Below are 23,325 nucleotides of genomic sequence, written 5' to 3'. Positions count from 1 at the left end.
AAGACAAACCGGTCCACCGGTATGTACTGCACCGCGGCCGGGCATGCTCCGGGGGCGTTCACTCAGGGGAAGGAGCCGTCGTGCTCACTCAGGTTCTCACTTGGTTCCGAGGACTCACAGGACGCTTCACCGGCGCGCCCGACCGCGCCGCGCCGACGGCCGCCCGGGCTCCCGTCTTCACCGCGGACTTCGCATCGACCACGCAGTGGGTCGCGGGCCGGTCCTGGGCGTATCCGAACGGCGGCCCCACCAACCCCGGTGACAACAAACTCGACCATCTGGTGGCCGACCCCTCCTACAGCCGCACCGGCACGTTCCGGGCCACCCGCCGCCCGGACGGCAAGTGGAACGCGGGACTGCTGACCACCGAGGGCAGCAACGAGGGGTTCATGGTCCGCACCGGCGACGTGCTGGAGTCCCGGGTACGGCTGCCCGCCGAGCTCGGGGCCTGGCCGGCGATCTGGACCTGGCGGGACGGCGGGAACGAGATCGACGTCTTCGAGTACCACCCCGACAACGCCGACCTCCTCGAACTCTCCAACCACGTCAGGGGCGGCTCGCGCTACCACCGCGACTCGTCCATCACCCCCGGCGGATGGGTGGACCTCAAGGTCGAATTCGGCACACGCTCGGTCGTGTGGTGGGTCAACGGCACCCGGGTCTTCGCCGACCGCCGGGGAGTCGGGCGCAACTGGCGGGCGTACCTCATCGTCAACCTGTCGGTGTGCGCCGGGCGCTACCACCCGGCGCCCGATGCGGCCGTGTCCCAGATGTCCTACGAGGTGGAGTACCTACGCGTCCACCGACCCTAGGGAACCGCAGGCCTGGTGACCCCAGCGGCTGCCGTTCTTGGTGATCAACTCCCCGGCGGCGTAGGGCTTCCCGCAGGCGCAGCTGCCGGGGAACTTCGCCTTGATGGCCCGCGATCCGCCGCCGGTGGCCGTACCTGCGGACGTACGCTTCTTCGGCGCGGCCGCCTTGCGGCGCGCGGGCGAGGCCGCGGCCGGAGCCGGTACCGGCAGGTCCGGACTGCCGAGGGCCGTACCGGCCGCCGCCTGGCTCACGGCGGCGTCGCTGGCGGCCTGGTCGGCGATCGCGTTCAGGTGGTCGCCGTCCTCGCGGTGCGCGGGAACGTACTGGAAGGTGACGTCGCGGTCGGCCAGCAGCCGGTCGATCGCCTCGACGAGTTCACGGTTGGCGACCGGCTGGCCGGAGGCGGTCCTCCACCCGTTGCGCTTCCAGCCCGGGAGCCACTGGGTCACGGCCTTCATGGCGTACTGGGAGTCCATCCGCACCTCGACGGGCGTCCCCGGACCCACCGCCTCCAACAGCCGCTGGAGCGCGGTCAGCTCCCCGACGTTGTTGGTGGCCCGTCCCAGCGGACCGGCCTCCCAGCGCTCGGGGCGTCCCTGGGAGTCGGCGATGACCCAACCCCAGCCGGCGGGTCCGGGATTACCTTTGGCCGCTCCGTCACAGGCGGCGATGATGCGATCAGACATCCCCCGATCATGCCTCATCCACCGGGGCTCTCCGATCGGTCAGCCCGGCAGCACGTCCTTGGCCGCCAGGCGGGAGCCCTCGTAGCAGAGCCGGTAGACGTCGGCCTGGTCCAGGAGGTTGCCGTTCGAACGGTAGTACTCGCACACGGTGCCGTCGGGTACGGGCAGCGCCCGGACGGCGTCCGGTACGTACCGCAGCTGCCGCTCCGGAAGGACCCGGGCCACCTCGGCGCGGTCCTGGCCCGTTCGTACTGCGGCGAAGTCCACGGGGCCCCTCACCTCCCCGCCCCGCCCCGCCGGTCAGGACCCGGGGCCGTCGGCGGCGAGCAGCTCGCACTTCTCGAAGTTCATGCAGCCGCAGGCCAGGCAGTCGGCAACGGCGTCCCGCAGGAGCCGCGTCTGCTCGATGAACCGGTCCAACTCGGGCAGCTTGCTCTCGGCGAGGGCCCGCCACTGCCGGGTGGCGCCGCGCTCGGCATCGGAGTCGAGCAGGCGGCGGATCTCGGCGAGGGTGAAACCGGCCCGCTGGGCCATCTTGATCAGCGCGATCCGCCGCACGACGCCGGCCGGGTAGACGCGGCGGCCTGCGGCCCGTTCGGCGGCGGGCAGCAGGCCGACGCTCTCGTAGTAGCGCAGCGCCGAGGGTCTCATCCCTACCTGCCGCGCGAGTTCGCCGATTCCGAGCTGTCGCACCCGTCACTCCCCCTTGACCTCAAGTGCGCTTGAACCAAGAGTCTGACCCGGTGACTCCCGCACAGACAACTCGCCTCCTGCCCCAGACCTATCGACCGCTGTTCGCCCACGCCGACTTCCGGCGGCTGCTGCCCGCACTGGCGGCCTCCGACGTCGGTGACGGGATGAGCATGGTCGCGGTGGCATGGCTGGCCATCGAGATCGCGCCTCCGGGGCAGTCCGGGATGCTCCTGGGGGCCGCGCTCGCCGCGTACGCGCTTCCGGGAGCCGCCGGCGCCCTGCTCCTCGGGCGATGGCTGCGCCGGCTCCCGGCCGGCCGCCTGCTGGTGGCCGACAGCCGGATCCGCGCGGTGCTCCTGGGGTGTGTGCCGCTGGCCTGGGCCGCGGGGGCGCTCCACCCGGTGCTGTACGTGGCCCTGCTGGCGGGTTCGTCCGTCCTGCACGCCTGGGGCAACGCGGGCAGGTACTCCCTGATCGCGCAGATAGTTCCGCCCGACCAGCGGTTGGCAGCCAACGCGCTGGTCAGTTCCAGCGCCTCGGCCTCCATCGTTGTCGGCCCCGCCCTCGCCGGGTTCCTGGCGGCGGTGATCAGTCCCGCCTGGCTGATCGGCCTCGACGCGCTGTCGTTCGCCGTGCTCGCCGTCCGGGCCGGGCGGCTGCGGGGCGCCTCGACCGGAACGGGCGGCAAGAAGAAGGAGAAGGAAAGGGAAGAGGCGCAGGACGCGGCGGGGCCGGTCGGGGCGGGCCGGTCGGCCGCCGGGCTGCATCGGTTGCGCAAGCAGCCCGAACTCCTCGGAGTCCTCGCCCTGACCTGGTTCTTCAACTTCCTCTACGGACCGGCGGAGGTTGCCCTCCCGTTGCACGTCACCGACGACCTGCACGCCGGCGCGGGCCTGCTGGGGCTGTACTGGGCGCTCTTCGGGGCGGGCGCGGTGCTGGGCGGGCTGGCCGCCGGGGCCCTGCGGCGGTTCCCGCTCTGGCCGGTCACCCTGGGGATCGTCGCGGGCTGGGGGCTGACCCTCGTACCTTTCGGCCTCGGCGCGTCCGCGCCCGTCACCCTGGCCTGCTTCACCCTCGGCGGCCTGATCTACGGGCCCTTCACGGCGCTGTCCTACACCCTCTTCCAGGAGCGCACCCCGGCCGCCTGGCTGACCACTGTCCTGGCCGCCCGCAGCGCCGCCCTGCTCACCGCCGGGCCGGTGGGCACCGCGCTCGGCGGGCCGCTGATCGCGCTCCTCGGGCCCCGGCAGGTACTGGCGGCGTCCGGGATCGCGACCGTCGTCCTCGCCGCGATCGGGGCCGCGGTCCGGGTGTGGGGGATGCGGGGCGTCAGAGCCCCTTCGCCCGGGTGACCGCCGGCCGGACCCCGGCCGCGCGCATCCGGACCGCGTCCGCCGGCATCCGTCGCACCGTGCAGGAACGGCTCAGGGCCGCGCGGCAGTCGCCGCGCGGCCCTGAGCTTTTCCACGACCCGTTCGATGACGGGGCAGTGAAACGGTTCTCCGGAGCCCGGCGGTCAGGCCGGGCCGTCGTCCGGGAATCAGGCGGGGGTGATGTTCTCCGCCTGCGGGCCCTTCTGGCCCTGCGTGATGTCGAAGGTCACGGCCTGACCCTCCTGGAGCTCACGGTAGCCCGACGCGTTGATCGCCGAGTAGTGGGCGAAGACGTCCGGGCCGCCGCCGTCCTGGGCGATGAAGCCGAAGCCCTTCTCCGAGTTGAACCACTTCACAGTTCCCGTAGCCATGTTCATGCCTTCCCGTTGACGTACGTCTTCCACACGGCGTGGAAGACGGAGGTGATCGCCCTGGTCCTACGGCACAACACAGCAAAACTGCCCACACCAAAGGGCACGGGCAAGGCACTTGGAACCACGACAGCTACCCGTGAAGGTACACGCCTGCACGCACTGTCACCAGGGGGAATGATCTCGCCTTGGAGGCGAGATTCAGCCCTTTCACCCACACTCCGGGCGCGGCCGCCGGCAAATGCGTCGAGTACAGCCCCCGGGATGCCGTAGGGTGAGGTCTACCGACGCGGGGTGGAGCAGCTCGGTAGCTCGCTGGGCTCATAACCCAGAGGTCGCAGGTTCAAATCCTGTCCCCGCTACCACTCGGAAGGGCCCGGATCCTCATGGATCCGGGCCCTTCTGCTGTGCCCGGCCCACCGACCGCCGGCCGGCATCCCGGACCCCACGACGCGACGACACGACGACGCGACGACGCAACCGCCCGGTGCCACAGCCGCCCGGGACCGGAACCGCGTCACCCGGTGGCCCGTGGCGCCGCCGCCCTTCCCCGTCGCGGCCGCCGCGACGATGAGTACCCCACCGGCCGTGTGACGGCACTCACACGGTGATCTGTCGTCCGATGTCGACCGGATGCGGTGCGGCGGGCGTATGCCCGGTGAGAGGGACACATGGATTCAGGAGCGATTCTTTGACCATCGAGGAGTTCGAGGAGTTCTACGCGCAAGCGGCAGGACGACTCACAGGACAGCTCTACGTGATGCTCGGCGATCACCACGAGGCACAGGACGTGGTGCAGGAGGCCTTCGTCAGAGGGTGGGGCCGCCGACGTGAGCTGGACCGCGACGGGCGACCCGAGGCGTGGATCCGCACCGTCGCGTGGCGGCTCGCCGTGAGCCGCTGGCGCGGGCGGCGGCGCACCGCCGACGCCTGGCAGCGCACCGCCGCCGCCGGCCATGTGGAGGGGCCGGGTCCTGAGGCGGTGGCACTCGTCGAGGCCCTGCGGCAGCTGCCCCTGAAGCAGCGCCGGACCATGGCGCTGCACTACCTGTGCGATCTGACAGTCGAACAGATCGCCGCCGAGACCTCGCTGTCCGCGAGCACGGTCAAAACCCACCTCTCCCGGGGCCGGGTCACACTCTCCCGCCATCTGCAGGACCCCCGCATTGAGGAGGCGCCCGATGCCTGAGTCCCACGACCCGCTGCGCTCCCTCTTCCGGGAGGCGGCCGACGCCGGACAGTCCGCGACCACGTCCCCGCCCGTAGCCGTCATCGAGCGGCGCGGCGAGCGGCACCGTCGCCGCCGGATCGTCAGCATCGCCGCCGGCTGCTTCCTCGTCCTCGCCGGGTCCGGCGCGGCCCTGTCGGCGTTCCTCCCGGGGGACTCGGCCCCGACCCTCCCCGCGACCACCCCCTCCCCCGCGGCGCCGTCCCCGACTTCCGCACCGCCCCCTGCCAGCAACACGACCACGCCGCTCACCTCCATGTCGCCCTCGTCCAGCAGCACTCCGACATCGCCCGACCTCGGGTCGCCGCCGCCCAGCAGGACGCCGCCGCGCAACACCACGGCGCCGGCGGGCAATCGCACCGGGACCGTGAACCCGAGCAGCTCCATGTCCCTCACTCCCCCGCAGCACACCCAGTAGCCCCACGGCACCTCCTCCTCTCCCCTCTCCCCTCTCCCCGCAGCACACCGCCCGCGGACACCGACCCGAACCAGGGCCGGCGACCCCGCACGCCTTCAGACGGCCAGGAGATCCCGATATGCCCGTTTCCACCCCCCGCCGGCCCGCCGAAGCTCCCGCCTCGCCCACCACCTGGCCGCCCGCGCCCGACACCGGTCGCCGCCCTCGCCGCACCCTCCCGGCGTTCCTGCGGCTGGGCCCGGGCGACCGCGAGGTGCTGTGGCTGTACGTGCTGACCCGCGTAGGCATCTGGGCCACCGCCGGCGCCGTGGGGTGGCTCTTCCCCCGCGACGGCGAGAGCCGCCGGCCCGCCTCGCCGCTCTCGTCGTGGCAGCAGTGGGACTGGTGGCACTACCTCCACATAGCCGAGGAGGGCTACTTCCCCACCCAGGCCGGACCCTGGACGGCCGGCTGGGACAACCGGGAGGCGTTCCTGCCCGGCTTCCCCCTCGCCCTGCGCGCCGTCCACACCGTCGTCCCCGACTGGGCCGCGGCCGGGGCGCTGATCTCGTTCGTCTCCGGAGGCGTAGCCGTCCTGGCTCTCGCCCGCATCGCCCGCCATCACCTGGCCGACCTCGAGACGGGCCGCCGTGCGGTGGCGTTCCTGCTCCTGTCGCCGTGCGCCGTGTTCCTCGCCGCGGGCTACACCGAGGCGCTGTTCCTCGCCCTGGCCCTGCCCGCCTGGCTGGCGGCGCAGCGCCAGAACTGGCCGACAGCCGCGATACTCGCCTGTCTCGCCTGCTCCGTGCGCATCACGGGGCTGTTCCTCGCGGCCGCGCTGGCCCTCCACTTCGTCCTCACCGCCCGCGGTCTGCGCGCCTGGCGCGCGGCCCCGTGGCTGCTCCTGCCCGCTCTCGCCCCGGCCCTTTACAGCTGGTTCCTGCAGACGCGGACCGGGGACTGGATGGCCTGGAAGCACTCCCAGGAACGTGGCTGGTACCGGGACTTCCATGCGCCGTGGGAGGCCTGGGCGAACACCTGGGAGGCCGCCTTCGGGCACACCCAGGCCACCGGTTACGCGTTCATGTGGCAGGCCGAGCTCCTGGCCATGGTCATCGGCCTCGTACTCCTGGTCCTGCTGGTCCGGGCCCGCCGCTGGCCCGAGGCCCTGTACATCGGCCTCACCCTGTGGGCCCTGGGCACCTCGTACTGGTACACCTCCGTACCCCGCTCCACCCTGCTGTGGTGGCCGCTGTGGATCGGCCTGGCGTCCTGGAGCATGCGGCGCCCCCGGATCCAGTCCGCCTACCTGTACGTCGCGGGTCCGCTCTCCGCGGTGGTCGCCATCACCTTCCTCTCGGGCCGCTGGGCCGGCTAGCTCGTCCCCGGGCTCCCGGTACCCGCGCCTACGCTCCACCGACTGGCCCATCCCCCACAGTGGGCGTTCCATCGAAGGGTGGGCCTTGTCCCGAGGGGCTCTTCGCGGCAGGAGGTCGCCATGACCGCAGTCATGACCGCGCACCCGGGCCGCGCCCGGACGGCGGTGCTGTGCGCCACCGCGCTGCTCGCCACGGCCCTGCCGGCCGGCGGCGCCTGGGCGGCGACCGGCGCGGGGTCGGCGCCGGCGTCGTGCGTGGCGTCCCCCGAACCCTCGGGCGGCGAGGCCGCGAAGATCATGGACATCGCCAAGGCGGCGCAGAAGGAACTGGACCTGAACGCCGTCGTCCTGCGGGTCACGCGGGGCGGCCAGGAAGTCGTCACGGGCGCACTCGGCGAGTCCATGACGGGGGTCCCGGCCACGGCGGACATGCACTTCCGGGCCGGTTCGGTGGCCATCGTCTACATGGGCATCGCCATGCTGCAACTGGTCGAGGACGGCAAGGCCGGCCTCGACGACCCGATCTCTCGCTGGCTCCCCGACGCACCGCACGCCGACGAGATCACCCTGCGGATGCTCGGCGCCTCCACCTCGGGCCTGCGCGACTACGTGCCGGACTCGAAGTTCCTCGCGGCCCTGTACGCCGACCCGTTCCGGCAGTGGACACCCGACGAGCTGGTGGGCATCTCCGCCGACCATCCCCTCTGGTACGAGCCCGGGACGAGCTGGAGCTACTCGCACGCGAACTTCGTACTCCTCGGGCAGGCCCTGGAGAAGATCTCCGGCAAGCCGCTGGCCGAGGTGATGAAGCAGCAGATCACGGGGCCCGCCGGGCTGGACAACACGGTCAACAGCTTCACGCCCCAGATCGAGGAGCCCGTCCTGCACTCCTTCGACGCGGAGCGCGGCAAGTACGAGGAGTCCACCTTCTGGAATCCCTCCTGGACCACCGCTCCCGGCGCGGTCCTGACCACCCACATCTGCGACCTGGCCCGATCGGCCGAGGCCGTGGGTACGGGTGAGCTCCTCTCGCCGCAGAGCTTCAAGGTCCAGCTCGACCCCGGCACCGTGGGCCTCGGCGGCAACACCCCCGGCTGTCCGGCCAAGGACTGCTTCCGTCAGCTTCCGGCCCGGCACTTCGGCTACGGCGTGATCGTCCAGAACGGCTGGATCCAGTCGAACCCCTCGTTCGCGGGATACGCGGCGATCCAGGCCTACCTTCCGAGCGAGCACCTCGCCATCGCGGTCTCGACCACCGTGGGGCCCAAGGCCCCCGAGGACAACACGGCGCAGACCATCGCCGGGCGCATCGCCGAGGTCCTGGCGCCCGGGAACTCCCTGATGGGGAAGAACTGACGTTCCCCGCAGGCAGCGCGCCTGCGCCGAACGGGCCCCCGCCCGGTCACCGGGCGCGCATACTCGGAGCATGGCCGACACCACCACCGTCGAGGTCGACACCGATGTGCACGACCGCCTCGCCGCGCTCGCCGCGGACCGCGGACTGAGCCTGCGCGCGTACCTCGCCGAACTCGCCACCACCCAGGAGAACGAGGGCGCACGCGCACGCGCCGCACGCGCCTTCGAGCGGGCCCTGGACCGGCCCGGTTTCCGCGAGGGCTTCGCGCGTGACTTCGGCGGCCCGGCGGGGCGCGACTGACTCCGCCGACGGGCCGGGATCACGAAACGTCCCTATGCTCGGACAAGGGGCTGCCCCGAGCCCTGGAGGACGGCGGTCATGACCGAGGCGAGCGACGCGGCCCAGGCGGACCGCACCCTGAAGGCCCGGCACCGCGCGATGTGGGCACTGGGTGATTACCAGTCGGTGGCTTCCCACGTCATTCCGGATCTGGGTGCCGTGCTCGTGAAGGAGTGCGGCGTCCAGCGCGGCGACCGGGTGCTCGACATCGCGGCGGGCTCGGGCAACGCCGCCATTCCGGCCGCCCTCGCCGGGGCCGACGTGATCGCGTCCGACCTCACCCCCGAGCTGCTGGAGATCGGCCGGCACCTGGCCGCGGTACGGGACGCCCGCCTGGAGTGGCGGGAGGCGGACGCCGAGCACCTGCCCTTCGTGGACGGCGAGTTCGACGTGGTGATGTCCTGCGTCGGCATCATGTTCGCCCCGCACCACGGGCCCGCCGCCGCGGAGATGCTGCGCGTCTGCCGTTCGGGCGGCACGGTCGGGCTGATCAACTGGACCCCGCAGGGGTTCGTGGGCAAGCTGTTCGCCGCGATGAAGCCCTACGCTCCCCCGCCGCCGCCCGGCGCCCAGCCGCCCCCGCTGTGGGGCGACGAGGAACATGCGCACGAGCTGCTGGGTGAGGCGGTGACCGACGTGGAGGCCCGCCGCCGGACGGTTCGCGTGGACCGCTTCACGCGGCCCACGGACTTCCGGGAATTCTTCAAGGCCTGCTACGGGCCCACCGTCGCCGTCTACCGCGCCGTCGGCGACGATCCGGAGCGGGTCGCCGAGCTGGACGCGGCGCTCGACGCGCTCGCCGCCGAGCACACCGTGGACGGGGTCATGGAGTGGGAGTACCTGCTGCTGACGGCCCACCGCCGCGGCTGATCCCCCGTTTCCCCGTTACCCCGACCCATCCGTCGGTCCATCTGCCCATCAATCCGCAGGCCGCAGTCCGTACCGCGACGTGCTCCGGCGGTCAGTCCAGGACCGGATGCACCTCCGGGTGGGAGTCCCACCACTCCTTGTGGAAGGGGTTGTTGTCCACATTGGCCAGGTAGGCGCGGGCCGCGGCCCGGAAGAGCAGTTCCGCCTGCCCGGCGGAGAGCGCCGCACGGCTCCAGGCGAGGCGGATGCGGCCCATGATCGGGGTGCCGACGAGCGGGCGCATCACCGTCCCCTCCCCCGGCGGGGCCGTCGGCTGGGTGAGCGCGACCGCGCGCCCCGCGGCGATCAGGTCGTGCTGCATCTTGCGGTCGGTGATCCGGTAGCGCAGTGAGGGGCTGAATCCGGCCTTCGCGCAGGCCGCGACGAGCGCCTCGGGGCCGCCGTCGTCGTCCTCCACCAGGGTCATCCACGACTCCCCGGCCAGGTCGGCCAGTTCTATGCGGTCCAGATCCGCGAGGGGATGTCCCGCGGACAGCCGGATGCAGAACGGCTCCTTCGGGATCAGCGTCCTGGCCAGGGTCCCTTCCGGCAGCGGGACCTCGTGGTCGTTGACCTCCCCGTACACGATGGCGTCGTAGCGCCCGGCGCCGAGCATCCGCGCGAGCACGGTGACGGAGTCCTCCAGGTCCACGGCGATCTCCCGGCCCGACATGGACAGGTCGGTCTGGGCGAGGAGGCCGTCGAGCAGCACGAGCATGATGCAGCCCAGCCGCAGCGGGCTGCCGGCCGCTATGGTGCGCGCCTCCGCGCCCAGCGCGTCCATCTCGCTGAGCACGCGACGCGCCTTGGCCAGCACGAACTGGCCCAGTGCCGTGGGTTCCACCCCGCTGCGTCCCCTGAAGAACAGCTCGCCCCCGGTGACCCGTTCGATGCGGCGCAGCTGGGCGGAGAGTGCGGGCTGGGACACCCCGAGCCGCCGCGCCGCGCCCCCCAGGCTGCCCGCCTCCGCTATCCGGCAGACGGCTTGCAGATGCCTCAACTCCAGCTGCATCCGGGCAGCGTACGAGTCGGGCCGCCGCCGCACCATAACGCGGACCTTATGCCTGCCGGGATGTCCCAATCTCGTCATGTTCACGCTCATACTCGGCCGCGAACGAGCACTCATCCCCACCCCCCACCCCCCACGATCGGAGTGGACGTTGCATCCCAGCAGATGGACGGCGGCCGTGGCAGCGATGGCGCTGACCGCGAGCCTCGCCGGCGCCCTGGCCGGGACGGCATCGGCTGCGCAGCAGGCGCAGCCCTCCCCGTCCCAGAAGGACACACCGGCGGCACGTGCGGTCGCGGCCGCCGACCAGGCCGTCGACAGCGGCCTCGACTCCCTGGTCAACTCCGCCCAGGAACAGTACGAACGACGCCTGGTCACCCCCTGGGTGAAGGACCTGTACTCCGTCTCGTACGAGCGCAGCTACCGCGGCCTGCCGGTCGTCGGCGGCGACGCGGTCGTCCTCGCGGACGGCACCGGCAAGGTACGTGCGCTCCAGTCCGCCTCCTCCGTGCGCATCGATGTCTCCACCAGGGCGTCGGTCTCCGCGAAGGACGCCGAGACCACCTCGCGGGCCAAGCTGGTCTCGGTCGACAAGGTCGAGACCAGCCGGCTCGTCGTCCGCCTCAAGGACGACAAGCCGGTGCTGGCCTGGGAGACCGTGCTCAGCGGCCGTACGAAGACCGCTCCCAGCAGGCTCCACGTCTTCGTGGACGCGCGGACCGGCGCCTTCGTCGACAGCTACGACGAGGTGGTCGCGGGTACCGGCAACAGCAAGTGGAACGGGCCGGGCCCGATCACCATCGACACCACCAACTCGGGCTCCACGTACACGCTGCGCGACCCGAACCGTACCGGCCTCAGCTGTGCGGACTACAGCACGGGCACGGTCTTCACGAAGTCCTCCGACTCCTGGGGCACCGGTAACCCCACGAGCAAGGAGACCGGCTGCGTCGACCTGATGTTCGCGGCGCAGAAGCAGTGGGACATGCTCTCCCAGTGGCTGGGGCGCAACGGCGTCAGCGGCAACGGCCGCAGCTTCCCCGCCAAGGTGGGTCTGAGCGACCTCAACGCCTACTGGGACGGCAGCTCGGTCACCATCGGACGCAACAGCGCCAATGAGTGGATCTCCGGCATCGACGTGGTGGCCCACGAGTACGGGCACGCCATCGACTCCAACACTCCGGGTGGCACCAGTGGCCAGGAGTCCGGGCTCGGCGAGGGCACCGGCGACATCTTCGGCGCACTGACCGAGGCCTTCGCCAACGAGCCCGCTCCGTACGACACTCCGGACTACACGGTCGGCGAGGTCATCAACCTCCAGGGCCGGGGACCGATCCGGAACATGTACAACCCGCCGGCCGTCAACAACGACCCGGCCTGCTACAGCTCCGCGATACCCGGCACCGAGGTGCACGCGGCCGCCGGTCCCCTGAACCACTGGTTCTACCTGCTGGCCGAGGGCACCAGCCCGGGCGGCGGCAAGCCCAACAGCAGCACCTGCAACGGAACCACGCTGACCGGTGCGGGCGTGCAGAACGCCGGCAAGATCTTCTACGGCGGCATGCTGCTCAAGACCAGCAGCATGTCCTACAAGAAGTACCGTACGGCGACGCTGACTTCCGCCAAGTCGCTGGACACCACCTGTGACCTCTTCAACAAGACCAAGGCCGCCTGGGACGGCATCAGCGTGCCCGCCCAGACCGCCGACCCGACCTGCACCCCGAGCGGGCAGAACAACGACTTCTCGATGTCACTGAACCCGTCCTCGGGGACCGTCCAGCAGGGCGCTTCCGTCACCACCACCGTCGGCACCGCGGTCACCACCGGTACCGCCCAGTCGGTGACGCTGACCGCGTCCGGGCTGCCGGCCGGAGTGAGCGCCTCCTTCAACCCGGCCACCGTGCAGTCCGGCCAGTCCTCGGTACTGACCCTGACCGCCACCGCCAACGCGGCGCCGGGTGCCTCCACCGTCGTCGTCAAGGGCCAGGGCACGACCCTCTCCCACACGGTCGACTACTCGCTCAACGTGGGCGGTACCCAGCCCGGCAACGACCCGCCGGACATCAACGTCGCCAACGTGCAGGCGCACCTGACCCAGTTCAACACCATAGCGGGCCAAAGCGGCGGCAACCGCCGTGCGGGCAGCGCCGGATACACCCAGTCGCTGGCCTATGTGAAGGGCAAGCTGCAGGCGGCCGGTTACACGGTCACCGAGCAGAACTGCTCCTCCTGCACCTACCCGTCGAACAACCTGATCGCCGACTGGCCGGGCGGCCCCGCCGACCAGACCGTCATGTTCGGCGCCCACCTCGACAGCGTCTCGGCCGGCCCCGGCATCAACGACAACGGCTCGGGCTCCGCGACCCTGCTGGAGAACGCCCTCGTCCTGGCCGAGAAGAACCCGACGATGACCAAGCACGTGCGCTTCGCCTGGTGGACCGACGAGGAACAGGGCCTCAACGGCTCCCGCTTCTACGTCAACCAGCTGAGCAGCGCGCAGCGCAGCGCCATCAAGGGCTACTACAACTTCGACATGGTCGGCTCGACCAACGGCGGCTACTTCATCAACAACGTCAACTCCGCCACCGCCACCCCGCTCAAGGCGTACTGGACCTCGCTGAACCTGGCGCCCGAGGAGAACACCGAGGGCCAGGGCCGCAGCGACGACTACTCCTTCCAGCAGGCCGGCATCCCCACCTCCGGCTACGCGGCCGGCGCCAGCGCCCGTAAGACCTCGGCGCAGGCCACGAAGTGGGGCGGCACCGCGAACGCCGCCTACGATCCCTGCTACCACAGCTCCTGCGACACCACGAACAACATCAACGCCACGGTGCTGAACCGCAGCGCCGACGGTGTGGCCTACGCCGTCTGGAAGCAGGCGGTCGGCGGTGAGACGCCCGCGCAGGACTTCTCCATCGGCGTCAGCCCGTCCGCGGGCAGTGCGGCACCCGGCGGTTCCGCCTCCGCGACGGTGGGCACCACGACCGTGAGCGGCGCCGCCCAGACCGTCGCCCTCTCCGTCTCCGGCGCGCCGGCCGGGGTGACCGCGACGCTCAACCCGACGTCCGTCCAGTCCGGCAGCTCCTCGGCGCTGTCCGTCCAGGTCGGCGCGAGCACCGCGCCCGGCACCTACACCCTGACGATCACCGGCTCCGGGACCGTCAGCCACACCACCACCTACACGCTCACCGTCACCGGCGGCGGCACCTGCACCCCGCGCCAGCTGGTGGTCAACGGCGGCTTCGAGAGCGGCGCCACCCCGTGGACCGCGACCGCGGGCGTCATCACCAACCAGTCCGGGCAGACCCCGCACGGCGGCAGCTACAAGGCCTGGCTGAACGGGTACGGGTCCACCCACACGGACAGCGCCTCCCAGGCGCTGGCCATCCCGTCGGGCTGCTCCACGTACCGGCTCGGCTTCTTCCTCCACATCGACACGGACGAGGACGAGAGCGTCGTCTACGACCGCTTCACCGTCTCGGTGGGCGGCCAGACGCTGGAGACCCTGTCGAACCTGAACGCGAACTCCGGCTACGTGGAGAAGTCCTACGACCTCTCGCAGTTCGCCGGCCAGAGCGTCACCCTGAAGTTCAACGGGACGGAGGACCAGTCCCTCCAGACCTCCTTCGTCGTGGACGACGTCACCCTCCAGGTGAGCTGACCTCCATCTGACACCTCCCCGAAACAGGCCCGGCCCGGTCCCCGCACCACGGGGGACCGGGCCGGGCCCGTCGCTTCCGGTCACCGGACTCCCGTCCGGGGAAGGTGAGTCCGCGTCAGGCGGGTGCGTCCGTTGCGTCCGGTGCGAACTCCGCCCTGAGGACCTCGGTGAAGACCTCGATCGGGTTGTTCCAGTCGGCGTTGATGCTCTGGGAGACGATGTGCCCCCCGTCCCGGCTGCCGTAGGTGTAGCAGAAGGAGCCGTGGAAGGCCCCGCCCATGCCCCAGACCGTCACGCCCGGGGACACGTCGATCGAGGAGATGCCCAGGCCGTAAGCGGTGTGGGGGATCCACTTGCCCTCGGGGGTGGGACGGACGGCGAACATCTCGCGCTGTTCGGCGGGCGGCAGCAGCCGGCCGCCGAGCAGCTCGGCGAAGAACCGGTTGAGGTCCCGGGTCGTCGAGACCATGCCGCCGGCCGCCCACGCGAAGGTGGTGTTCAGCTCGGTCACGTCGTGGATCTCGGCATCCGGTTCGGGCAGGTTGTTCCTGCTGTAGAGGCGGGTGTGGGGGCCACGCAGCGCGTGCTCCTCGTCGCCCGGCACATAGGTTCCGCTCAGCCCGAGCGGGCGGGCGATGCGCTGCTCGACCTCGTCGGCGAAGCTGCGGCCGGTCGCCTTCTCGATGACGAGACCGGCCAGGATGTATCCGGTGTTGCTGTAGGTCCAGCCCTCGCCCGGCGCGAAGTCGGGGGCGTGCGACTGGGCGACCTCCACCAGCCGCTCGGGGCGGTAGCGGTCGTAGCGGTGCTCCAGGAAGGCGGACCCGAAGTGCTGGGACGCCAGTTGCTCGTCCACCGCGTAGTTGAAGACTCCGCCGGTCATGCCGAGCAGGTGCCGCAGGGTGATCCGGTCCGGGTCGTTGCCGTTGCCCCGGAGCAGTCCGGGCAGCCACTGCTCGACGGTGTCGTCCAGCGTGAGCCCGCCCTCGGCCGCCAGTTGGAGGAGGACGGCGGCCGTGAACGTCTTGGTGGTGCTGCCGATACGGAACTCCTCCTCCGGCACCCGCTCGCGGCGGGTCGTGGTGTCTGCCACCCCCGCGGCGCCGAACCACCGGCCCCGGCTGTCCAGGACCTCGGCGGCCGCGCCGGGGAGGCCGCCGCCCTCGCCCCCGCTCACCGCCCGGTCCAGGGCCTGCTGTACGGCCGTACGCGAACTCATACTCTGGGGAACGGACTTGGCCATCGCGGTCTCCTCGATGCGAGTCTTTCGCGGCTTCCCGACGAGGACGACGCTATGACGCGCGCCCGCGGCAGCGCTGGCCCGCTCCCGGCCAACATCGAGGACGGCCGGATCCTCCGGGTCTCCCCCGGACGCCCCCTGCTCAGCGGCCGCCGCCACCCCGCTCGGGAGCGATCATGGCGACCAGTGCGTAGTCCAGCTCCGCGCCGTCGACGAGGAGCGCCTCGACCGTGCGTGTGCTCGGGTCGATGTCGGCCTCCACGCCCTGCCCGCGGTAGCGGGGGTACCCCGTGGCACCCGTCTCCCCGGTCGCCTCGACCACGGCCGACCGCAAGGCCCGCTCCGCCGCGGACTGGCCGCGCAGGTTCTCGATGTGTCCGGGCACCAGCAGGATCTCGAAGCTCTGCGGCTCTGTGCTCATGGGCCGACGCTACCGGATGAGGTGCCCCGGAGCGGGCGTGCACACGCCCCGCCTCGTAGGCTCTGCGGGACCCCCCACACGGATGAAGAGGCACGACATGAACGGCGACACCCCGAGCAGGATCCTCCTCGTGGCGAAGGAGACCACCCTGCGGGGGCTGCTGGAGCGCCTCCTCGTGGCCCGGGGGTTCGCCGTGGTCGACGGCGGGAGCGGGCGGGACACCGTCTCCCTGCTGGGCAGCGCCGGTCCGATCGCCCTGGTGATCTGTGAGCGCACCGGACCGGGCCTGGACGAGGTGGCGCTGTTCGAGGAGATCCGCCGGAACCCCGATCACGGGCGGGTGCCCATCCTCGCCCTGCCGCCCGCGGAGCCGGAGTGCACGGTCCGCGCGCTGGAGGCCGGCGTGAACGAGTGTCTCGCGAAGCCGTTCCATCCCGCGGAGTTCATGGACCTCGTCGAGCGGCTGGCCCGGCCGACCACGGCCTGATTCCGCTCTTCGGTCCCCGGCCGGTCGTCGGGATCCGGCCGGTCCGGGCCGGCCGGAGCGATTGGCCGGACATCGCCCTGGTCCGGACCGCTCCGGGTTCCTACGATTCGGGCACCCGGTCTTCACCGACCGGGCATTGTCAGGGACATGCCCAGATTCCCCTTCCTGGGCCTGCCCCGTTCCACCCTGCACACCGGTCTGTGACGACCCGGCCCCGCTCTGGCCGGCCGCACCCCCCACCCTCCGGCACGCGGGCACCCCCGCCTGCGCGCCGCCCGGTACCGAAGCAGTGGATCGGAGAAACATGTCCGGTGGATTCCTCGTGAGCGGCGCGATCGGCGCCCTGCTCACCGCCACCCTCCCCACGCACACCACCCCCTCCACCATCGTGGACCCGCCGCCCGACCGGATCGTGATCGAGGTCGCCACGGTCAACGGGTCCGGGTGCCCCAAGGACACCGCGCAGGTCGCCGTGTCCCAGGACAACACCGCCTTCACCGTGACCTACAGCCAGTACCTCGCCCAGGTCGGCGGCGGCGCCCCGCCCACCGCGGGGCGCAAGAACTGCCAGCTCAGCCTGATCGTGCACGTGCCCCACGGATTCACCTACGCGATCGCCAGCGCCGACTACCGCGGCTACGCCTCGCTCGCGCCGGGCGCGAAGGCATCCGAGAAGGCCTCGTACTACTTCCAGGGGTCACCGGACACCGCCGCGCGCACCCACAGCTTCAGCGGGCCGCAGGAGGACAACTGGCAGGCCACCGACGTGACCGACTGGGCGCAGCTGGTCTGGGCGCCGTGCGGGGTGCAGCGGAACTTCAACATCAACACCGAGCTGCGCGTCGCCAGAGGGACCTCGTCCCCCTCGTCCACCAGCTACATGACGATGGACTCCACGGACGGCAGCATCAACACCATCTATCACATGGCCTGGAAGGAGTGCCCCGGCAAGTGATCGGCCCCGGCCGCCTCCCCCTGCGCGTACGCGCGCAGCGGGGGGCGGTAGCCGCGGTCCCGGACCAGGCGGGCGGTGAGCTCGGTGAAGGCACGGGCCGCGGCGCTCTCGTACGCACTCTCCCGGCGTAGCAGCGTGACCGTGCGGGACGGGAGGGCGGGGTCCAGCGGTACGGGGCGCAGGTAAGGATGGTCATGCGTGACGGCGTCGGGCAGGACGGTGACCAGCGAGGTGCGCCGGACGATCTCGGTGAGGGCGTGCACGGAATTCGCCTCGACCGCGATGTGCGGCCGGACGCCATGCGCGGCGAGGTAGGCGTCGACGTGCTCGCGGGTGGCGAAGTCCCCGCTGAGCAGGGCGAGTCGGCGCGTCGCGAGGTCCCGTACGGGCAGCGGGCCGAGGTCCGCGTCGGTCGCGGCGACCAGGCCGAGGGGCTCGGTGAACAGCGGGGTCGCCGCGATTCCCGGCAGGTGGGGCCCCTCGAAGGCGAGGCCGAGGTCGTGGTCGTCGGCGAGCAGGCCGCCTTCGATCCGGTCCTGCGGCATTTCCCGGACCTCCAGCGTGATGCCGGGATGCGCGGTGTGCAGCCCTGCGACGAGCGGGCCGACGAGGTACGCCGTGAACGTGGGGGTCAGTGCGAGGCGCAGGTGGCCGCGGGAGAGGTCGGCCAGGTCCATGACGGCGCGCTCGGCTGCGGCGAGGTCCCGTAGGGCGCCGCGCGCGTAATGGACGTACGTCGCACCGGCGTCGGTGAGCCGGACGGCGCGCCCCGTGCGGTCCAACAGCTGGACGCCGACGGTGCGTTCGAGCTGCTTCACCTGCTGGGACAGGGTGGGCTGGGAGATCCGCAGCTCTTCGGCGGCGCGGGTGAAGCTGCCGTGTTCGGCAACGGCGATCAGATAGCGCAGGTGACGCAGTTCCAGAGCCATGGGCACCACTATAGATAGCATCGATGACAGACATGGATATTGCGTCTTGGACACAATAGATGCAGGTCATGCATGGTGGAACACGTCAAGCCCCGTACGGGGCGCATCCCAGGAGGGAGTGGCCATGACCATGAAGACCCTGCCCACCCCGCGCGAACTCGCGGACGGCGTCGCACGTTTCCAGCGCGAGGTGTTTCCGGCCAAGGCGGAGCTCTTCGCACATCTGGCCGAGGTGCACCGGCCGACAACCCTGTTCATCGGGTGTTCGGACGCCCGCGTGGTGCCGGAACTGATCACCCAGAGCGAGCCGGGCGAGCTGTTCGTCGTCCGCACCGCGGGAAATCTCGTCCCCGCCCACGCGCCCGGCGTGGACGGGGTGGCGGCCAGTATCGAATACGCCGTCGCCGTCCTCGGCGTCACCGACGTCGTCGTGTGCGGGCACTCCGCCTGCGGTGCGATGACCGCCCTGGCCGAGGGGGCCGACCTATTCGGGGACGGCATCATCAGCGCGATCAACTTCACGCTGGACGTCCGGAAGGTCGCCGACCCCGAGGGCGGCGAGCGGGCCGTCATCACCCTCGACGGCAAGTACCTCCCGACGCGCCCCTTCTGACCATTCCTCAGGCGCACTCGTCCGGATCGGCCGCGCCCACCGGGCAGCCCGCGCCGCGCTGCTCGCCGAGCTGCCGGAAGAGCCGGTTGTCCAGGCACTCGGCCAGGTAGGGCACACCCGCCGTGTACCCCGACCCGTGGGCGTCGCCGAGCATGCGCGCGGCCAGGCTCCGGTGGGTGGACTTCCAGCGCTGGTGCCGCTCCTCGAGCCCGCCGAGCGCGGTGCGGAAGCGGTTCCATTCCGCCTCGTCGAACCGGGCCGAGCGGCGGAGGTCGAGATAGGCCCGGACCACCGTGTCATGGCCCTCACCTTCGGCCTCGGCCCGTACGGAGGGGACATGGGTGAAGGCTTCCGACCGCAGCCGCGGGGCGGTCGGAAGGCCGCACAGGATCTCGAAGCGCTTGTACTGTTCCGACTGGATGGCGCTGGCGCCCTGGGTGAACTGCCGGAAGGCGGAGAAGTGCCCGGGCCGCATGGTGGCGACCATCCGGAACAGCGCCGAGGCCCGGTCGAAGAGACCGGCCGCGCGATCCACCTGGTCGGCCGCCGCCCCCAGACGGCCCTCGCGCAGCGCCCCGATCGCCGCCCGTACGTCCGCCGCGATCGCCGTGAAGATCATTTCGTGGGCCTGGAGGGCCCTGATGAAGAAGTACTCGTCGTGCAGCACGTACACAGGCTGCACCGTCATGTCGAACCAGTGGGCGGACTCCGTGGCGGTGGGCCGGGGAAGCCTGCCGGCCATGTCCACCCAGCGGGACCACGACACGTGGGCCGCCCCCGACAGCAGGTCGTCGGTGTCCGGTCCTCCGAGGTCGTGGGCCACGAATCGCAGGGCGTGGCGCAGCCGCTTGCGCAGGGTCACCGGATCCGGCGGGTCCGTGTCCACGGATTCACCGGACGCACCGGATTCGCCGGAATTCCCGGATTCACCGGCTTCCGCGGATTCCCGCGACAGGGCCTCCGCCCGGACCTCGAAGCGAATGACGTCGGCTATGAGCAGCGTGGCCATCCGGTTCGGGTCCGGCGCCTCCTGCGCGTCGCCCGCCCCGTCCAGGAGCAGCTCCAGCAGCGGCAGGGAGAGGTAGGTCCGGTTCCAGTAGCGGTCCTCGTGCTTGTCGAGCATGCAGTCGAGGAAGGCCTCGAGGTAGGGCCGGCGGTCCACGGCGTGACGGTTGTGGATGTCACCGAGCCGCTGAAGGAGGGGCTGCGGAAGGAAGTGCTTCCCGGTGCGCCGCACCTCTTCCGTGACGGTGCGGGCCAGGTGGATCCCGTCCAGCGCCCCGTCCATGCACCCGGAGGCCGCCCAGCGGTCCACTTCTGCGAATTCCGCGTTCATCGCCACTCGCCTCCTGGGCCCGGGGGCCTGGTGGGCCTCACCCCGGCCGGGTGAAGCAGGAGGTTCAAGTGGGCATGATCGAACCACTGTGCGTCATGGCTCGAACATTCGTGTCTTGACAGGACCGGAAGGACCACGCACAGAGCCCCCGGCCCGGTCGGGCGGGAGGCTCTGCGGCGTACGGCGGTCGGTGCCCACTTCGGCGGCCGCTCGGGCCGCCGCGCGCCGGTGGATCCGTGGAACCGCGGATCCGGGTGGAACAAGCCGGGGCCCCGTGGGCACTCGCGCAGGCGTCGGAGGCCCCGGCTCGCAGGAGGGGACTGCGTCAGCTGCCGGCCGAGACGTTGCCCGACAGGACCGGGATGTTGTCCAGGATGTGCGAGAGCGGCTCGTCGCCCTTGGCCTGGGTGGAGTTCTCGGTGCACTGCTGGTTCTGCGGGTTGGACAGGACGTTGATGTCCTGGACACCGACGTTGATCAGGGCAAGGATCGACTGGGCGTTGACCTTCGCGGGCAGGCCGATGCAGGGCTTGTTCAGGGTGCCCTGGACCAGGCCGAGCTGCGGGCTCATGTCACCGTGGGTCTTCTGGTTGCCGTAAGCCTGGACCGCACCGTTGCCGTTGACGGTGTTGACCCCGTTGTCGTTGCCGATGGCCATGGCCGGGGCGGCCATGGCCGCGCCCGCGCCGACGATCGACGCGGTGGCGGCGGCGGTGGCCATGAACTTCTTGATCATCAGTGGTCCTTCTTGTCGCACGAGTGCACGGTGATAAGCACCTTGATCAACGGCCGGGGCGATCGCAGGTTGCGCTGTTTCACCCGAACAGCCCCTACCTCGTCTCGAGGCCTCGAACAGCCACGCTCAGCTCGACGACGTAGTGCTCCTCCACCCACCCGTCCGGGAACCGGCGCATGAGCAGGGCGCGTTCGTCCTCCAGGAACGCGTCCGTGCCGGGCTCGCCGATGAGGAAGAGAGAGTGCGTGGACAGCTTGGCCAGGTGCGTGTCGACCGGGACGCGACGCGACCACGGCAGGCGGCGGTCGGTGAAGCGCAGCCCTTCCTGCGAGAGGGCGCGCTCGTTGATGTACCAGCCCGGGCCGAACCTCTCCTCGATCCGTTTCTGCTGGTCCGCGATCCAGCCGACCCCGACGTCCGGGTCGTTCTGCCAGACCGCCAGCGCCCCGCCGGGGCGCAGCACGCGCAGGGCCTCGGGGACGGCGTGCGCCGGGTCGGTCCAGTGCCAGGACTGGGCGTACGTCAGCAGGTCCAGGCAGCCGGAGGCCAGCGGCAGCCTGTTGCCGTCCGCACGGACCAGCGGGGTGTGGGGGTTGCGGCGGCGGAACTCCTGCGCCATGCCCTCTCCGGGCTCCACCCCGACCACCCGGGCCCCGCGGGCCTCCAGGAGGGCGGTGGCGATCCCCGTTCCCGCACCGACGTCGGCGACCCGTGCCCCGGCCAGCGCGAAGCCCGCCATCTCCGCCAGCGTGTCGAAGAGCGCGGGCGGGTACGCGGGGCGGTGGGCGGCGTAGCGTGCGGCCGCGGAGCTGAAGGAACGAGCACGGGATTCGTTCGTCATGGGGTCCATGATGCCGGTGTCCCGCAGCGGCGCGGAGAGGCAGTCGCACATGGTGGCCGCGCAGTATGTCACTTGCCTGGTAGGGGCGTTGGAGCGGTACGCGGCCCGGCCCGCGCTCGGGGCCGGTCCGGTCGTCCTGGAGTTCCAGGAGGTCCTGGACAGGGCCCGCCGGCTGGCCGGGGTGCTGTCCGAGGCGGGGATCGGACGCGGCTCGGGACTGGCCTGTGTCGCGGGCTCGAACCGGCCGGAGGTGCTACTGGTACGGATCGCCGCGCACCTGCTGGGCGCCCGGCTGACCCAGGTACTCGCCGGACCGGCCCTGTACGGGCTGGAGTTCATCCTGCGGGACTGCCGTCCGGACCTGGTCGTGCACGATGTGCCGGTGCCCGACACCGGGACGACCCGGCTCGGCCTGGACCTGCTGCTCCGCCGGGCCGCCGACCTCGGGCCCGGGGATGTGGCCGTAACGGCCCGCGAGGACGACGTGGCGCGGGTGACGTACACGGGCGGGACCACGGGGCGGCCGAAGGGAGTGGCGTCCACCTTCGGTGCGATGGCCGCGCGGAACTCCGTACGGCCCGCGGCCCGGGCGGAGTCGGTGTACCTGTCGGTCACCTCACTGGCGCAGCGCTCCGGCGGGCGGTGCCTGGAGCAGTGGCGGGCCGGGGGCCGGGTGGAGATCCTCGGGCCCTTCGAACCCGGGGAGTTCGCGGCGGCCTGCCGGCGGCTGGCTCCGGTGGCCACGTACCTGACGACGTCGATGGTGTACCGGCTGCTGGACGATCCGGCGACCTCGCACGCGGTACCCGGGCTGGCGGCGGTCTCCTACGGCGATTCGCCCGTCCACCCCGAACGGCTGCGGGAGGCGGTGACCCGCTGGGGCGGCCGGTGGCGGCAGGGCTACGGCACGAACGAGGCGGCGGTGATCTGCCGCCTCACCCCGGAGGACCACGAAGCGGCGGTGGACGGGCGGCCGGAGCTGCTGGCGTCGGTGGGGCGGCCCGTCGCGGGGGTGGAGGTCGAAGTGCGCGACGAGCGGGGTACGGCGGTGGCATGCGGCCGCACGGGCGAGGTGTGGATGCGGTCGGCGGCGATGATGACCGGGTACTGGGGCCGGCCCCGGCTGACGGCCGGGGTGCTGCGCGACGGCTGGCTGCGGACGGGGGACGTCGGGCACTTCGGTGCGGACGGCTACCTGTACCTGGACGACCGGGTCCACGACATGGTCATGGTCGACGGGGACAACGTCTACTGCGTGCCCGTGGAGGCCGCGCTCGCCCGGCATCCCGCAGTCGCGCAGGCCGTGGTGGTGGGCCGGCACAGCGACCTCACCGGCGAGGAGGTGTGTGCCTTCCTGGTGCCGGTGGCGGGCTGCGCGCCGGGCGACGAGGCGGCCGCCGAGGCCTGCGACCTGGTGGAGAAGGACCTGGCCCCGGCGCACCGGCCGACCGCGGTGTTCTGGGAGCGCGCGATCCCGCTGACCGCTCGGGGCAAGCCGGACAAGCGCCGGCTGCGGGAGCGGGCGGGCCGCGCCCCGGGCGGGCAGACGTAGG

The 23,325-nt window shown here is 71.6% G+C and carries 23 protein-coding genes, 1 tRNA gene and 1 pseudogene; 14 read left to right on the top strand and 11 right to left on the bottom strand.

From position 1 onward, the window contains the following. Window positions 1-80: 80 nt before the first annotated feature. A complete protein-coding gene (locus ACIQZO_RS18265) occupies window positions 81-812 on the top strand; it encodes a beta-glucanase (RefSeq protein ID WP_403627158.1) in 732 nt (243 codons plus the stop codon). Here the strand turns inward: ACIQZO_RS18265 and ACIQZO_RS18260 are convergent. From ACIQZO_RS18260 to ACIQZO_RS18250, 3 genes are read right to left on the bottom strand one after another with little or no spacing between them, the layout of a single operon-like run. Next, window positions 792-1,499, bottom strand: coding sequence for a ribonuclease H (locus ACIQZO_RS18260; RefSeq protein ID WP_403627157.1), 708 nt, complete (start codon window positions 1,497-1,499; stop codon window positions 792-794). The genes ACIQZO_RS18265 and ACIQZO_RS18260 overlap by 21 nt on opposite strands. Window positions 1,500-1,538: 39 nt before the next feature. Further along, window positions 1,539-1,766: a hypothetical protein gene (locus tag ACIQZO_RS18255; RefSeq protein ID WP_403627155.1), complete on the bottom strand. Its 228-nt coding sequence runs from the start codon at window positions 1,764-1,766 to the stop codon at window positions 1,539-1,541. A gap of 33 nt (window positions 1,767-1,799) precedes the next feature. Further along, the gene (locus tag ACIQZO_RS18250) at window positions 1,800-2,192 is read right to left on the bottom strand and encodes a MerR family transcriptional regulator (protein ID WP_403627153.1); all 393 of its coding nucleotides are present in this window, start codon (window positions 2,190-2,192) and stop codon (window positions 1,800-1,802) included. 50 nt (window positions 2,193-2,242) lie between these two features. Between ACIQZO_RS18250 and ACIQZO_RS18245 the strand changes: the two genes are divergently transcribed. Beyond that, the gene (locus tag ACIQZO_RS18245; RefSeq protein ID WP_403627151.1) at window positions 2,243-3,544 is read left to right on the top strand and encodes an MFS transporter; all 1,302 of its coding nucleotides are present in this window, start codon (window positions 2,243-2,245) and stop codon (window positions 3,542-3,544) included. A gap of 188 nt (window positions 3,545-3,732) precedes the next feature. Here ACIQZO_RS18245 and ACIQZO_RS18240 read toward each other — a convergent pair whose 3' ends face one another. After that, window positions 3,733-3,936: a cold-shock protein gene (locus ACIQZO_RS18240; RefSeq protein ID WP_030384970.1), complete on the bottom strand. Its 204-nt coding sequence runs from the start codon at window positions 3,934-3,936 to the stop codon at window positions 3,733-3,735. Window positions 3,937-4,224: 288 nt separating this feature from the next. On the opposite strand from ACIQZO_RS18240, the gene ACIQZO_RS18235 reads away from it, so the two are divergent. The 7 genes from ACIQZO_RS18235 to ACIQZO_RS18205 all read left to right on the top strand — a co-directional run bounded on the left by ACIQZO_RS18235 (window position 4,225) and on the right by ACIQZO_RS18205 (window position 9,505). Then, a tRNA-Met gene (locus ACIQZO_RS18235) sits at window positions 4,225-4,301 on the top strand. A 326-nt stretch (window positions 4,302-4,627) separates the two neighbouring features. Further along, the gene (locus tag ACIQZO_RS18230; protein ID WP_403627149.1) at window positions 4,628-5,125 is read left to right on the top strand and encodes a SigE family RNA polymerase sigma factor; all 498 of its coding nucleotides are present in this window, start codon (window positions 4,628-4,630) and stop codon (window positions 5,123-5,125) included. After that, the gene (locus ACIQZO_RS18225; RefSeq protein WP_403627147.1) at window positions 5,118-5,582 is read left to right on the top strand and encodes a hypothetical protein; all 465 of its coding nucleotides are present in this window, start codon (window positions 5,118-5,120) and stop codon (window positions 5,580-5,582) included. The genes ACIQZO_RS18230 and ACIQZO_RS18225 overlap by 8 nt, the downstream gene beginning before the upstream one ends. Window positions 5,583-5,700: 118 nt before the next feature. After that, window positions 5,701-6,939 carry a mannosyltransferase family protein gene (locus ACIQZO_RS18220; protein WP_403627145.1) on the top strand — a complete coding sequence of 413 codons (1,239 nt, stop codon included), beginning with the start codon at window positions 5,701-5,703 and terminating at the stop codon, window positions 6,937-6,939. A gap of 120 nt (window positions 6,940-7,059) precedes the next feature. Continuing rightward, window positions 7,060-8,295: a serine hydrolase domain-containing protein gene (locus tag ACIQZO_RS18215; RefSeq protein WP_403627143.1), complete on the top strand. Its 1,236-nt coding sequence runs from the start codon at window positions 7,060-7,062 to the stop codon at window positions 8,293-8,295. Between the two features lie 70 nt (window positions 8,296-8,365). Further along, complete coding sequence (locus ACIQZO_RS18210) at window positions 8,366-8,596, top strand: antitoxin MazE7 (protein ID WP_403627141.1); 231 nt, start codon at window positions 8,366-8,368, stop codon at window positions 8,594-8,596. A gap of 78 nt (window positions 8,597-8,674) precedes the next feature. Further along, window positions 8,675-9,505, top strand: coding sequence for a class I SAM-dependent methyltransferase (locus ACIQZO_RS18205; protein WP_403627139.1), 831 nt, complete (start codon window positions 8,675-8,677; stop codon window positions 9,503-9,505). A 91-nt stretch (window positions 9,506-9,596) separates the two neighbouring features. On the opposite strand, the gene ACIQZO_RS18200 is transcribed toward ACIQZO_RS18205, so the two are convergent. Continuing rightward, on the bottom strand, window positions 9,597-10,556 hold the full coding sequence (locus tag ACIQZO_RS18200) for a LysR family transcriptional regulator (protein WP_403627137.1): 960 nt from the start codon (window positions 10,554-10,556) through the stop codon (window positions 9,597-9,599). A gap of 184 nt (window positions 10,557-10,740) precedes the next feature. On the opposite strand from ACIQZO_RS18200, the gene ACIQZO_RS18195 reads away from it, so the two are divergent. Beyond that, window positions 10,741-14,214 (top strand): M28 family peptidase, encoded by a 3,474-nt coding sequence (locus tag ACIQZO_RS18195; protein ID WP_403627428.1) that lies wholly within the window; start codon window positions 10,741-10,743, stop codon window positions 14,212-14,214. Between the two features lie 115 nt (window positions 14,215-14,329). Here ACIQZO_RS18195 and ACIQZO_RS18190 read toward each other — a convergent pair whose 3' ends face one another. Both ACIQZO_RS18190 and ACIQZO_RS18185 read right to left on the bottom strand, forming a co-directional pair. Continuing rightward, a complete protein-coding gene (locus ACIQZO_RS18190) occupies window positions 14,330-15,457 on the bottom strand; it encodes a serine hydrolase domain-containing protein (protein WP_403627135.1) in 1,128 nt (375 codons plus the stop codon). Window positions 15,458-15,596: 139 nt separating this feature from the next. Beyond that, complete coding sequence (locus ACIQZO_RS18185; protein ID WP_403627133.1) at window positions 15,597-15,875, bottom strand: hypothetical protein; 279 nt, start codon at window positions 15,873-15,875, stop codon at window positions 15,597-15,599. A 97-nt stretch (window positions 15,876-15,972) separates the two neighbouring features. Between ACIQZO_RS18185 and ACIQZO_RS18180 the strand changes: the two genes are divergently transcribed. Both ACIQZO_RS18180 and ACIQZO_RS18175 read left to right on the top strand, forming a co-directional pair. Then, window positions 15,973-16,362 carry a two-component system response regulator gene (locus ACIQZO_RS18180; protein WP_403627132.1) on the top strand — a complete coding sequence of 130 codons (390 nt, stop codon included), beginning with the start codon at window positions 15,973-15,975 and terminating at the stop codon, window positions 16,360-16,362. Between the two features lie 304 nt (window positions 16,363-16,666). Further along, on the top strand, window positions 16,667-17,317 hold the full coding sequence (locus tag ACIQZO_RS18175) for a DUF4360 domain-containing protein (protein WP_403627131.1): 651 nt from the start codon (window positions 16,667-16,669) through the stop codon (window positions 17,315-17,317). Here ACIQZO_RS18175 and cynR read toward each other — a convergent pair. Further along, the gene (gene cynR, locus ACIQZO_RS18170) at window positions 17,284-18,246 is read right to left on the bottom strand and encodes a transcriptional regulator CynR (RefSeq protein ID WP_403627129.1); all 963 of its coding nucleotides are present in this window, start codon (window positions 18,244-18,246) and stop codon (window positions 17,284-17,286) included. The genes ACIQZO_RS18175 and cynR overlap by 34 nt on opposite strands. A 130-nt stretch (window positions 18,247-18,376) precedes the next feature. Here cynR and ACIQZO_RS18165 point away from each other — a divergent pair. Then, window positions 18,377-18,826, top strand: a pseudogene (locus ACIQZO_RS18165) (carbonic anhydrase); the annotation flags it as partial. Between the two features lie 40 nt (window positions 18,827-18,866). Here the strand turns inward: ACIQZO_RS18165 and ACIQZO_RS18160 are convergent. From ACIQZO_RS18160 to ACIQZO_RS18150, 3 genes are all read right to left on the bottom strand, one after another. Further along, window positions 18,867-20,195 (bottom strand): tryptophan 2,3-dioxygenase family protein, encoded by a 1,329-nt coding sequence (locus tag ACIQZO_RS18160; protein WP_403627128.1) that lies wholly within the window; start codon window positions 20,193-20,195, stop codon window positions 18,867-18,869. Window positions 20,196-20,520: 325 nt separating this feature from the next. Next, a complete protein-coding gene (locus ACIQZO_RS18155; protein ID WP_403627126.1) occupies window positions 20,521-20,931 on the bottom strand; it encodes a rodlin in 411 nt (136 codons plus the stop codon). A gap of 94 nt (window positions 20,932-21,025) precedes the next feature. Next, window positions 21,026-21,772 (bottom strand): class I SAM-dependent methyltransferase, encoded by a 747-nt coding sequence (locus tag ACIQZO_RS18150; protein WP_403627124.1) that lies wholly within the window; start codon window positions 21,770-21,772, stop codon window positions 21,026-21,028. On the opposite strand from ACIQZO_RS18150, the gene ACIQZO_RS18145 reads away from it, so the two are divergent. Continuing rightward, window positions 21,771-23,324, top strand: coding sequence for an AMP-binding protein (locus ACIQZO_RS18145; protein ID WP_403627122.1), 1,554 nt, complete (start codon window positions 21,771-21,773; stop codon window positions 23,322-23,324). The two genes, ACIQZO_RS18150 and ACIQZO_RS18145, sit on opposite strands and share 2 nt — an antisense overlap. Window position 23,325: the final 1 nt, after the last annotated feature.

This window comes from Streptomyces sp. NPDC097617 (genome assembly GCF_044761485.1).
Lineage (GTDB): Bacteria > Actinomycetota > Actinomycetes > Streptomycetales > Streptomycetaceae > Streptomyces.
The sequence above is the reverse complement of the archived record's forward strand: the minus strand, read 5'-3'. Positions and strand labels throughout refer to the sequence as shown.